The 11,358-nt window shown below is 58.1% G+C and carries 12 protein-coding genes and 1 pseudogene; all 13 read left to right on the plus strand.

Annotated elements, in window-relative coordinates:
- Window positions 1-246, plus strand: a pseudogene (locus tag M0974_RS30730) (MSHA biogenesis protein MshJ); the annotation flags it as partial.
- A complete protein-coding gene (locus M0974_RS30735) occupies window positions 239-565 on the plus strand; it encodes a Type II secretory pathway component (RefSeq protein WP_297845741.1) in 327 nt (108 codons plus the stop codon). The pseudogene M0974_RS30730 and the gene M0974_RS30735, both read left to right, overlap by 8 nt.
- 5 nt (window positions 566-570) lie before the next feature.
- Window positions 571-2,199 (plus strand): pilus (MSHA type) biogenesis protein MshL, encoded by a 1,629-nt coding sequence (locus tag M0974_RS30740; protein WP_297845743.1) that lies wholly within the window; start codon window positions 571-573, stop codon window positions 2,197-2,199.
- 4 nt (window positions 2,200-2,203) lie between these two features.
- Window positions 2,204-3,133: an AAA family ATPase gene (locus M0974_RS30745; RefSeq protein WP_297845745.1), complete on the plus strand. Its 930-nt coding sequence runs from the start codon at window positions 2,204-2,206 to the stop codon at window positions 3,131-3,133.
- Window positions 3,130-4,068, plus strand: a complete 939-nt coding sequence (locus M0974_RS30750) for a tetratricopeptide repeat protein (RefSeq protein WP_297845747.1) — start codon at window positions 3,130-3,132, stop codon at window positions 4,066-4,068. Before M0974_RS30745 ends, M0974_RS30750 begins: the two co-directional genes overlap by 4 nt.
- Window positions 4,069-4,101: 33 nt before the next feature.
- Entirely contained in the window at window positions 4,102-5,829 is a 1,728-nt protein-coding gene (locus tag M0974_RS30755; protein WP_297845748.1) for a GspE/PulE family protein, read from the plus strand.
- On the plus strand, window positions 5,826-7,058 hold the full coding sequence (locus tag M0974_RS30760) for a type II secretion system F family protein (RefSeq protein WP_297845750.1): 1,233 nt from the start codon (window positions 5,826-5,828) through the stop codon (window positions 7,056-7,058). Before M0974_RS30755 ends, M0974_RS30760 begins: the two co-directional genes overlap by 4 nt.
- An 81-nt stretch (window positions 7,059-7,139) precedes the next feature.
- Window positions 7,140-7,577 carry a type II secretion system protein gene (locus tag M0974_RS30765; protein WP_297845752.1) on the plus strand — a complete coding sequence of 146 codons (438 nt, stop codon included), beginning with the start codon at window positions 7,140-7,142 and terminating at the stop codon, window positions 7,575-7,577.
- A complete protein-coding gene (locus tag M0974_RS30770; protein WP_297845754.1) occupies window positions 7,577-8,029 on the plus strand; it encodes a prepilin-type N-terminal cleavage/methylation domain-containing protein in 453 nt (150 codons plus the stop codon). The genes M0974_RS30765 and M0974_RS30770 overlap by 1 nt, the downstream gene beginning before the upstream one ends.
- Entirely contained in the window at window positions 8,026-8,481 is a 456-nt protein-coding gene (locus M0974_RS30775) for a prepilin-type N-terminal cleavage/methylation domain-containing protein (protein ID WP_297845755.1), read from the plus strand. Before M0974_RS30770 ends, M0974_RS30775 begins: the two co-directional genes overlap by 4 nt.
- Window positions 8,481-9,377: a type II secretion system protein gene (locus M0974_RS30780; protein ID WP_297845757.1), complete on the plus strand. Its 897-nt coding sequence runs from the start codon at window positions 8,481-8,483 to the stop codon at window positions 9,375-9,377. Before M0974_RS30775 ends, M0974_RS30780 begins: the two co-directional genes overlap by 1 nt.
- Window positions 9,367-9,795, plus strand: coding sequence for a hypothetical protein (locus M0974_RS30785; protein WP_297845759.1), 429 nt, complete (start codon window positions 9,367-9,369; stop codon window positions 9,793-9,795). Before M0974_RS30780 ends, M0974_RS30785 begins: the two co-directional genes overlap by 11 nt.
- Window positions 9,792-11,358 (plus strand): hypothetical protein (locus tag M0974_RS30790; protein ID WP_297845760.1); only part of this gene is annotated, 1,567 nt, incomplete at its 3' end. The genes M0974_RS30785 and M0974_RS30790, both read left to right, overlap by 4 nt.

The raw sequence follows: 11,358 nt of genomic DNA on the forward strand, positions 1-11,358 counted from the left end.
CCCGCTGCCAACCCTAAAGCCAAGGCAGCACCCAGCGTCGTGGTGTTGTACCGTCACGGTGTGCAGCTGAAGTTGGAGGGTGGTTATTTTGAGCTGTTGGGCTACCTGAAATCGATTCAGGGCACGCAATGGAAACTGAACTGGGAGAGTCTCGACTACCGAGTCGGAGATGAAGGTTCTGGCCACGCACAGATCAGCCTGCAGCTGTACACGCTAAGCCGGTATGCGGGGTGGGTCGGTGTTTAAAGCCCTACTGATAACGGCGCTGCTGTTTAGCACAATGGCCCACGCAAGCAGTGAGGTGCCCATTGATCCTACCCGGCCGCCTGCCCGCCTAATACCTGGGGTTCGCCCGGGGGAACAAGCGCGCACGCCGGTGCTGCAAGAAATCCTTCTCGGCGCCCACGGCAGCCGTGCAGTCATTGATGGACGGACCTTGCGAGTTGGCGACGAACACGCCGACGCCCGGGTACTGGCTATTTATCCTCAAACCGTTTTGATCGAACGCAATGGCAAGCGCGAATACCTGCGCATGGCCAATCCCGTTATACAGCCGAGCCGATAGTACCCATGATGAAGTTCCTGTTGGGCCCATGCCTGCTCGTCCTAACCTTTTTACTGCCCGCCTGCCAGACATTCAAAGGCGGCGACCAAGTGCTCTACGATCAGAGCAATAAATCACTCAATGAAAGTGTGCAGCAATCGCAAGTACGGTCAGTGCCACCGCCCTCTGTCCAGGCGGCTCTGCTGCAGCCGTATAACGCGCAAGGCTCGTCCACCAATGACCCGCGTTTCGACGTGTCGGCCAAAGACATGCCCGCGCGCGATTTCTTCCTGAGCCTGATGCAAGGTGCCGGACAAAACCTGGTGGTGCACCCGGATGTAACGGGCAACATCACATTCAGCCTGCGCCGTGTAACGCTTGAAGAAGTACTCAGCGCAGTGCGCGACACTTACGGCTATGACTTTCGCAAGACCAGCTATGGCTATCAAATCTTGCCCAATAGCGTGATTACTCGCAGCTATGACATCAACTACCTGAACCTGCAGCGTGTCAGCAAAACCGATACCCGAATCAGCGCGGGCCAGATGGTCAGCAGTAATAACAAAAATGGAAATAGCAGTAACGGCGGTAATAGCAACAGTGATAACAACAACGACAACGGCAATGGACAAAACCGCGATAGCTCGGCGTCGACGCTTAATGCCAGCCGCGTGACCACCAGCAGTGATGCCGACTTTTGGAAGGAAGTCGGTGAAGTGGTGAAAATGATCGTGGGTGACGAGCCCGGCAATAGCGTGATGGTCAACCCTCAGGCCAGCCTGTTGATCGTCCGCGCCAAAAGTGCCGATCAGGAAAACGTCGCGCGTTTTCTTGAAAAAGCGCAACGCAATCTGCAGCGCCAAGTCGTGCTGGAAACAAAAATTATCGAAGTGCAGTTGAACAAGAACTTCCAGGCCGGTATTAGTTGGACCAAGTTAGGCGGCGATCTGGGTGGCAGCCTGGCAGGGGCGGCACTGACCGGTCCAACGGCCGTTGGCGGAGTGTTCAGCAGCACCATCAGCGTGGGTGACTTCAGCGGCTTGATCCAGTTGCTGGAGACCCAAGGCGAGGTTCGCGTACTGTCCAGCCCACGTATTTCAACGCTGAATAACCAGAAAGCCGTGATCAAGGTCGGGTCCGATGAATTCTTCGTTACCGACGTCTCGTCTACCTCTGGCACCACCACGGTTGCTGGCGTTACTCAACCGACCCAAAACGTCACGCTGACCCCGTTCTTTTCCGGTATCTCCCTCGATGTAACACCGCAAATCGATCAGAACGACACCGTGACGCTGCACGTACGACCAACCGTCAGCCAGGTCACCGACCAGAACAAAACCATCACACTGGGCACCAATAACGTTCTAGAGCTGCCACTGGCGCTTTCGACAACCCGCCAGTCCGACTCCATCGTGCGCGCCCACAGCGGTCAGGTCGTGGTGATCGGTGGCTTGCTGCAAAACTCAAGCGATGACAGCAACACTGCTGTTCCTTGGGCCAGCAAGCTGCCGATCATTGGCAATCTTTTCAAGCAACAACGCAACACCCTGCAAAAAAGCGAACTGGTGATCCTTATGCGTCCCCAGGTGGTGAACGACGATGTGTGGCTGGGCGACTTGCGTAAAACCGCAGAGACGTTCAAGGAATTGAAGTAACGCTATGTACAACGCTTACTTCGGCTTGCGCGAGAAGCCCTTCGCGCTGACGCCCAATACAGAGTTTTTGGTCAAGCTGGCGTCCTATCAAGCGTGCCTTAACTTGCTGCATGTGACACTTGCTGAGGGCGAGGGATTCATCAAAATCACGGGCGAGGTTGGCACCGGTAAAACGTTAATCTGCCGCACCCTCCTCGCGCACTTGGACCGCGAACGTTATCAGTTGGCGTACCTGCCTAACCCAGGCATGGGCCCTACCGGTTTGCGCCAGGCCCTGGCCCGTGAGCTGCACATTGAGGGTGTGGATGAGCTTGATACCCAAGGCTTGCTCGATGCACTGCATCACCGCTTGATAGAACTCGCAGCGTCCGGAAAAAGCACTGTGCTATTGATTGACGAAGCCCAGGGTTTGCCGGTTGGTACTCTGGAAGCATTGCGACTGCTGACCAATCTGGAAACCAGGCAATCCAAGCTGCTCCAGGTTGTGTTGTTCGGCCAACCCGAACTGGACACCACGTTAGCGCGCAATGACCTGCGTCAGCTTCGCCAACGCATTACGTTTTCCTACCGCCTGCGCGTCCTCGACAAGAAAGACACCGCGCGTTATGTGCACGAACGCCTTGCCGTTGCCGGCTATCGGGGCGCTCCGCTGTTTGCTGCCGAAGCAGTTCAACGCTTGGTGCGTGACAGTGCCGGCATCCCTCGGCTGATCAATATTCTTGCACACAAGGCCTTGATGGCCGCTTACGGGGAAGGCCGTAAACAGGTCACCTCAAAGCACGTAGCCGTTGCACTACGGGACACCGAGGGTGCCCACCCTTTCACCCATCGCCTTGGGTTTTGGTCGCAATGGCAAGTGGTCATTCTCACGCTGATGTTGCTGGCCGTCGGTATCGGGTTGTGTGTGATGGAATACCGTGAGGTGTTGCGATGAGCTTGATCAATGACATGCTCAGTAACCTCGAAAAACGTCGTGCCGACTCATCCGAACGACCAGAGCTCGAAGGTTTTTCGGCCGTCGACGAATCTGGCGCTGACCGCCGCGAGCGCTTGCGCCGGTTTCAGAACGGCGTCATCGGCGTAGCCCTAATTGCCATTATTGGGCTGCCCCTTGGGCTGTTGATTAACCGCTTAGTCAAATTGAACCCACTGGCACACAACGCAACGGTCATATCTGCCGTGGTTGCGCCCCCTGTCCCTGTTGCTGCCCCGGCGACCTTGCCCAGTACGCCAACGGCCGCTACCGCGTGCCTTTTGGAAGTACAACCGCAAAAGGAGGTGGCTATCGTCGATGACGCAAACACACCAATGGGCATGGACAGGGTCGCAACGACCGAGCCGCCCCCGGTCGATACAGCAACGGCGGAGCCTGCACTCCCGGCGTGGGCAACTGCGCCCGTACCGCCTGCGGATAAACACCCCCGTGTAACAGTTGTGGTTCCGGTCACCAAGCCACAGCCGGTGACAGGCCCGCCACACATGACGATCACGCCTTATCAGCCCAATGCCAGCGACTTACGCCTGACGTTGGCGCGCGCGCAATTGCAATCAGGTGATGCGCGCAAGGCAGTCGCCACGCTGGAACAGAGCCCTCCTCAGTTAGCCCAGGAACCTGCTTATTACGCCTTGCTCGCCGCCTGCTACCAGCAGACCGAGCAATGGCAAAAAAGCGCGGCGCTGTATGGGCAGCTCACGCAATTGCGGCCCACTCAGGCGGCTTGGCAGTTAGGGCTGGGGATCGCCTTGGAACGACTGGGGCAACCCACAGAGGCGGAGCGCCATTACCGTTTTGCCGAGCGCGGACAAGGTCTGGACGACGGCGCCCGGCGTTTCGCCAGCGACCGCGCCGTCGCGTTGGCGGGCAAATGACCATGCAAGACAGTGCGATGGGGGTAAGGCTCAATGGATAACGAAAAGATACGTCGCAGTAAGGTGCGTCTGGGCGACCTGTTGATTGACGCCGGACTGCTCAACGACATCCAATTGCAACGCGCCCTGCAGGAACAAAAACGCACGGGCTTCAAGCTGGGTCGCACGGTCATCGAGCTCGGTTTTGTCGACGAACAACGTCTGCTGACCGCGTTGTCAGAGCAGTTGAACATTTCATTTATCGAACTCAAACACTTCAAGTTCGATAACGCATTGGTACAAATGTTGCCGGAAAACCTGGCAAGGCGCTTCCGCGTCATCGTGTTGTCCCGCGAACCTGTTGGCTTGTTAGTGGGCATGAGTGACCCGCTCGACCTGTTCGCGCTGGATGAAATGGAACGCGTGTTACGCACCCCGATTCATCCCGCAGTAGTTCGCGAAGATGAAATGCTTAAGGCACTCGACACGCTGTACCGACGTACCAGCGAACTGGACATCATTGCGGGTGAGCTGGAAGGCGACCTTAAAGACAGTGACTTCGACCTGTCCGCGCTGGGCGCAACCAATAACAGTGATGCGCCTGTTGTGCGCTTGCTGCGAACACTGTTTGAAGACGCGGTGCAAATGAACGCGTCGGACATTCATATCGAGCCAGGTGACGGCGTCTTGCGCATTCGCCAGCGCATCGACGGCGTGCTCAGCGAGCATATTTTGAAGGAACCGAGGGTGGCCTCGGCGTTGGTCATGCGCTTGAAAATCATGTCGGGTCTGGACATCGCTGAAAAGCGTTTACCTCAGGATGGCCGCTTCAATATCCGGGTCAAGAACCACGCCATTGATGTCCGGATCTCAACGATGCCGGTGCAGTACGGCGAATCCGTGGTGATGCGCCTACTTGATCAAACAAACGGCATCACCAGCCTGGAAAACGGCGGCATGCCGGCGCCGATGCTGGCGCGCTTTCGCCAACTGCTGCAACGCTCTTTTGGCCTGGTACTGGTCACCGGCCCCACCGGCTCGGGTAAAACGACAACGCTGTATGCGGGGCTTAGCGAATTGAACAGCCCGCAGAAAAAAATCATCACTGTCGAAGACCCGGTCGAATACCGGTTGCCGCGGGTGAACCAGGTGCAGGTCAACGCCAAGATCGACTTGAGCTTTTCCCGCATTCTGCGCTCAGCCCTTCGACAGGACCCCGACATTCTGCTGATCGGGGAAATACGCGATCACGAGACAGCCGAGATCGGGCTGCGGGCGGCCATGACCGGTCACATGGTGCTGTCGACGTTGCACACCAACGATGCACCGACCACCGCCATGCGCCTGATTGACATGGGTGTCGAACCGTTTTTGGTGGCCACGGCGTTAACCGCCGTTCTGGCCCAGCGACTGATCCGACGCGTATGCGAAAGCTGCCGCGCCACGCACATTCCGCAACCGCATCAGATGGCGTGGTTGGAGCATCTGCATGGGGCTTCATTGCACACGCACACTTTCTACAAAGGTACCGGCTGCCACCACTGCCACAACACCGGTTATTCGGGACGCTTGGGGGTGTTCGAACTCCTGGAAATGAACGCCGAAATGATCGCAGCCCTGCGCCGCAATGATCCGCAAGGCTTTGCCGATGCAGCCCTCGCCAGCCCCAACTATCGACCACTGGCCATCTGCGCGCTGGACTATGCACTGACGGGACTGAGCAGCGTCGAGGAAGTACTCAAGGTCAGCGTTTTCCGGGCCGATGAGGGCGCGAACCAATGACCGTTTTCCGCTTTACCGGGCGGGACGCCCGCGGCGTTAAGGTCACCGGCAGTCGTGACAGCAGTACCGCAGACACCCTCGCCAGTGAGTTGTTGGCCCAGCGCATTGTCCCGCTGACGATTGATGTTCAGGTTGAGGAGCAAGGTGACTTGTTGGCTCAGTTGAACGAGCGGTTTCGCAGCAAAAAGATCGAGCTGCTGGAGCTGATTACTTTTTGTCGGCAAATGCACAGTTTGAGCAAGGCCGGTGTACCGATCATTCGCGCAATCGGCGGATTGGCCGAATCAAACTACAACCAAAACTTTTGCAACGTATTGATGAAAGTGCGCAGTGATCTGGATGCTGGCATGAGCCTCGCCATGTCTTTTAACGCGCACCCCAAAGTATTCAACACGTTGGTCGTGAGCATGATCAGTGTGGGCGAGAACACCGGCCAACTCGACCTGGCCTTTCGCCAACTGGCGATTTATCTGGAGTTGGAGCGCGAGACGCGCAAGCGCATCAAACAGGCCACGCGCTATCCGATGTTTGTCTTCATCGCGATGGGGCTGGGGTTGACCGTGATCAACCTGGTGGTGATTCCCGCCTTCGCCAGGATATTCGCGCAGTTCCACGCGCAACTGCCTTTACCCACCCGTTTTTTGATCGGCATGTCGCAGTTCTTTCAAGACTATTGGTGGCTACTGGGATTGATGGTCGTCGGCGGCATTTACGGCTTCTCCAAGTGGACCAACACCGACGCCGGAGCGTTGCGCTGGGACCAGATAAAACTGCGCCTGCCGATTGTCGGCGGTCTCTTCGAGCGTATAGCCCTGGGCCGCTTCACGCGCACGTTCGCGATGATGTACCGGGCGGGTGTGCCGCTGCTGCAAACCTTGTCGATCAATAGCGTGACCGTCAGTAACCGCTACATCGGCCGGGCCATCCTCGCGATGCGCGAGGGCGTGGAGCGCGGCGAAGCATTGACCTCCACTGCCACCGCCAGCGGCTTGTTTACCCCACTGGTGCTGCAAATGATGTCGGTCGGTGAGGAAGCCGGTGCGCTGGACGACCTGTTTGTCGAAGTAGCGGACTTCTATGAACAGGAAGTGGATTACGACCTCAAGCAACTGGCCGATGCCATTGAACCGATTTTGATCGTCGCCATGGGCCTGATGGTGCTGGTTCTGGCCCTGGGCGTGTTTCTTCCCATGTGGGACCTGTCAGCAGCCGCAAAGGGTCACGGATGATCAACCAAACAAAACAATAACAGCCTTAAGCACGTCACCAATATCGGTGACGTGACGAAGAAAAACCAAAGGAAATACAGCATGAAAAGACAACAAAGCGGTTTTACCTTGATCGAGCTGGTCATGGTGATCGTAATCATCGGCGTTTTGGCCGCGTTCGCGTTGCCACGCTTCGCTAACCTGACCGGCGATGCAAAGGCAGCCACCATCAGTGGTGCAGCAGGTTCCATGAACTCAGCTGCGGCAATCGCGCATTCGGTATTTCTTGCAGAGAAAGGTGTCGTGGTGCTTGAAGGCCAGACCATCCCAATGGCGTTTGGCTACCCAACGGCGGCCGGCATCCTGATCGCAGCCAATATTTCTTCGAGTGATTACATCACCCCGACCACTGTCGTCAGCCCGACCGTAACAGTCACCGCTAACAACGCAGCAACGCCTGCCTCTTGCCAAGTGACCTACACCGAAGCCGCTAGCGCAAACAGCTCCCCGACAGTCGCCAGCATGACTGATGGCTGCTAATGCCTGACATGCGCGGCTTCACCTTGGTTGAGATGGTGTTGGTGATTGTGATCATCGGCATCGTCTCGGCAGTCGTGGGGCCGCGCTTCTTTGATCGACAAGTGTTCAACGAACGCGTGTTTTTCGAAGAGAGCCTGGCCGCCGTGCGCTATGGACAGAAGCTTGCCCTGGCCAGCGGCTGCCTGACTCAAGTCAACCTTGATACCAACGGCTACTACCTGCTTCAAGCGGCAAATTGTACGAGCGGCGCTTATACCGCCGACGTCCTGAGCCCTGATGGCAAGAAGACCTTTGCCGCTGCAGTGCCCACTAACGTGGCGCTGACAACGGTCAATTTTCCTGTTGTATTCGACTCCCTGGGCCGCCCGTCCAGCGCCGCGAGTGCAACGATCGGATCCTTAAATGACGGCTTCACACTCCGTGTCACCGCTGACACGGGTCTGGTGCAATGAAGCGCGAACGGGGCATGACCCTGGTCGAACTGGTGCTCACCATTGTGATCATTGGTATCGCCGCCGCCGCACTGTTCACGGCCATGGCGGCCATCACCAATCAATCGTCTGATCCCTTGCTACGCCAGCAAAGCCTCGACATCGCGCAGGCCTACCTTGAGGAAATCCTGTTGAAGGATTATGCCGATTCCAGCGGTACCGTCTGCCCCGCGCCACCGAGTAGCCGCAGCCAGTACCAAGTCGTTTGTAACTACGCCGGACTGAACGACAACGGTGCCCACGACGCCGACGGGTCCGCTATCGCGCCCCTTTCGGGCTATCAGATTGGAGTTACCGTCAACCCACAAGCCTGGGCAGGATTGTCCGCAGCCGACGCGCTGTACGTCGAAGTCACTGTCACCGACCCCGCTAACCAACGGTTAGTGCTTGGCGGCTATCGGACGCGCTATTGATGAACAGTCCGGCGCGCGCGCGCGGCTTCACCCTGATCGAACTGGTACTCGTTATCGTCTTGGCCAGCATCATCGTGGTGGTGATCAGCACGGTGTTTTCGCACCCGCTGCAAGGCCTGGTGGATCAAAGCCGGCGCGGTGCGCTGGTGGAACAAGCGGCAGGCGCCATGAACCGCATGACCCGCGACGTACGCCTCGCGATTCCGAATTCTTTGCGGGTGTCGGCCGACGGACAAGCCGTGGAGCTGATGCTGATTCAAGGTGCGGCGCGTTACCGTCCCAATCGTACTGACAGCGAAGGCCTGCGTTTCTCCACAGACACTGCCGGCAGTTGCGGCAGTTCAACGGTGGATGGCCGCTGTGACGACTTTCAGGTGTTGGATGGCTCATTCGACCCAACTGGCGCGCTCTGGATGGTGATGTACAACATCGGTGCCGAATCGGGCGGTGCGCCGGTGAGCGGCAGTAATGTCTGGGCGCCCGCGAACCCTGGGGTCATCACTCCGACCGGCACCACGTTTAACCTGCTTGCTGGAGCGCCGACCGGTGAAACCCTGATTGCCATGGGTAATTTGCCCACTGGCGGTTTTCGCTTCGCTTACGCATCGCCGCAGTATCGCTTGTACATGGCTCAGTCGGTGGTGGGCTATCGCTGTGAAAACCAGCAGTTGCTTCGTTACAGCTACAGCACCTTGCAGGCTTCACTGCCGTCAGAGCCGCCGGCAGGCTCCAACCCTGAGCCGCTGGCGGTAAACGTCGACTGTTCGCAAACCTATTTCACCTACCAGGTGGGCACTACCCAGCGCGGTGGACTGTTGTCCCTGACCCTGCGTATCACCCTCGATAACGAAAGCTTTGAACTCTTGCAACAGGTCCACGTCGACAATGCGCCCTGACCCTCGCCGGCCCCAACGCTCCCAGGGATTTGGCCTGGTCGCCGCGTTATTTTTACTGATTGTGGTGACCCTGGTGGTGATCGCAATGGCGCGCTTGTCTGCTGCACAACACGGTTCCAACAGCCTCGCAATCCAGCAAGCCCGGGCCTACCAGTCAGCCAATGCCGGGCTGGAATGGGGTATTAGTTTATCGCTCAGCTCGGGCAGTTGCGCTCAAGGGAGCCCGACTCTGGCCGGGAGCAATCTCGCCGACTTCAGCGTCAATGTTGCCTGCACCAGCAGCAACTATCTGGACAACAACGGCGTGGCTTTGCAGATATTGCTCTTCACCTCAACCGCACAGAACGGCAGCCCCGGCAGTCGCTCCGACTACGCCTACCGACAACTGACAGCCACCATAGAAAAAGGCGCGCCATGAACAAGCACGTAGTAAAGCGAATTTGCCTTTGGGTCGCACTGTTGGTTAGCCCGTTGCTGGCGAACACAACATTTGCCGCCACGACTTATTCCTTCAGCCTGCTGGGTACAGACGCACCCTGCACGGGAGTTTGGAGCAGCAGTGGCAACACCTTCACCTGTACCGGAGAGGTAGATCTCGCTGCCGGCGATTCACTGGTGGTGGGCACGTTGATCGCCGGTAACATCACGGTAGTGGCGACCCAGGGCTTTTCCCTCGACACCAATACGATTGGTGCCAGCAGCAACACCGTGGCTCTGGTCTCGGTCGCTGGAGTGATTACTGTCGCGGGTACAAACAGCACGTTCAGTGCGTCGATCAGCTCTACCGATGGAGCAATCAATCTGTTAAACGCCACGGTGGCCGGTTCGGTTCAGACCACCAATGGCACGATGACGCTTATCGGCGGCGCCATTACCGGCAATGCTCAGGCTGGCGGAGCGATCACTGCGGCAAGCACCCACGTAAACGGCAACGTGATCAGCACCACGGGTGCCAGTACGCTTGCTGCTGTCAGCGTTGGCGGCTATGTCCAAACGCTTGGGACCATTCTCCTTAAAACTGGCTCTGCGGTGACGGGCACGGTGACCAGTCGCGCCGGGGCAATCACGTTTACTGACTCAAGCGTGGGTGGCGATGTCTTGGGTTATGGCGCGGTGACGTCCACCAACACCCCTATGAAAGCCAATCTGACCAGCAGCACCGGCGCGATCACAATTGTCGGCGGCAGTATCACCGGGGCTATTGTTGCCCAGGGTGCCATTACCTCGACCGGCGCCCCAGTAGGCGGCAATGTCACCAGCAACGCCGGAGCGATCACCCTGACAGCCGGCAGCATTGGCGGTGACATCCAGGCGTTCGGCGTGATTACCATGACCGACACCCCCATAACCGGCAACATGACCAGCACCCAGGCGGCAATCACCTTGGTGCGCGGAAGCGTCTCGGGCAATGTCGTTGCAGCTGCGGTGATTACCACCACCGACACCTGCATCGGGGGTAACGCTCAGGCCGGTGCAGCGATGACGCTCACCCGCACCAGCGTCGGTATCAGTGCTCTGTCGCAAGCGGCGATGACCCTTACCGCCAGCAGCATCATTGCTGATGCCTTGTCGGGAGCTGCCTTGACTGCCACTGACACCTGCGTCGGCGGCACCACCCGAGCGGTTGGCGCCCTGACCATCACCGGGGGATGTGACACCAGCCCGGCCCATACCAGCTGCGCAGCTCCAGCACCTGTAGCACCTGTGGCGCTTGTCGATCATTTCGCGTTCAGCTATGCAGGCGCGGCACTGACCTGTAACCCACAACCAATCACCATCACTGCGTGCGCCGATGCCAATTGCAGTCTTTTTGCCAACCCGGTCAGTGTTGCGCTGAGCCCCGCCAGCGGCTGGACAGCGGCATCACCCGCCGTGATGAACGGCAACACCATCACCTTCACCTTCAGTGGCGGCAGCGCGCAAGCGTATTTGAGCAATACCAGCGTGGGTAACGTCAGCCTCGGGGTCAATTCATCGATCC

Origin of the sequence: Pseudomonas sp. (assembly GCF_026224925.1) — a bacterium.
Lineage (GTDB): Bacteria > Pseudomonadota > Gammaproteobacteria > Pseudomonadales > Pseudomonadaceae > Aquipseudomonas.

Bases quoted from the DNA above. Each gene is read 5' to 3' on its own strand.
- M0974_RS30765 (WP_297845752.1), top strand. From the start codon at position 7,140: ATGAAAAGACAACAAAGCGGTTTTACCTTGATCGAGCTGGTCATGGTG.
- M0974_RS30755 (WP_297845748.1), top strand. From the start codon at position 4,102: ATGGATAACGAAAAGATACGTCGCAGTAAGGTGCGTCTGGGCGACCTG.
- M0974_RS30760 (WP_297845750.1), top strand. From the start codon at position 5,826: ATGACCGTTTTCCGCTTTACCGGGCGGGACGCCCGCGGCGTTAAGGTC.
- M0974_RS30770 (WP_297845754.1), top strand. From the start codon at position 7,577: ATGCCTGACATGCGCGGCTTCACCTTGGTTGAGATGGTGTTGGTGATT.
- M0974_RS30780 (WP_297845757.1), top strand. From the start codon at position 8,481: ATGAACAGTCCGGCGCGCGCGCGCGGCTTCACCCTGATCGAACTGGTA.
- M0974_RS30740 (WP_297845743.1), top strand. From the start codon at position 571: ATGATGAAGTTCCTGTTGGGCCCATGCCTGCTCGTCCTAACCTTTTTA.
- M0974_RS30750 (WP_297845747.1), top strand. From the start codon at position 3,130: ATGAGCTTGATCAATGACATGCTCAGTAACCTCGAAAAACGTCGTGCC.
- M0974_RS30775 (WP_297845755.1), top strand. From the start codon at position 8,026: ATGAAGCGCGAACGGGGCATGACCCTGGTCGAACTGGTGCTCACCATT.
- M0974_RS30745 (WP_297845745.1), top strand. From the start codon at position 2,204: ATGTACAACGCTTACTTCGGCTTGCGCGAGAAGCCCTTCGCGCTGACG.
- M0974_RS30785 (WP_297845759.1), top strand. From the start codon at position 9,367: ATGCGCCCTGACCCTCGCCGGCCCCAACGCTCCCAGGGATTTGGCCTG.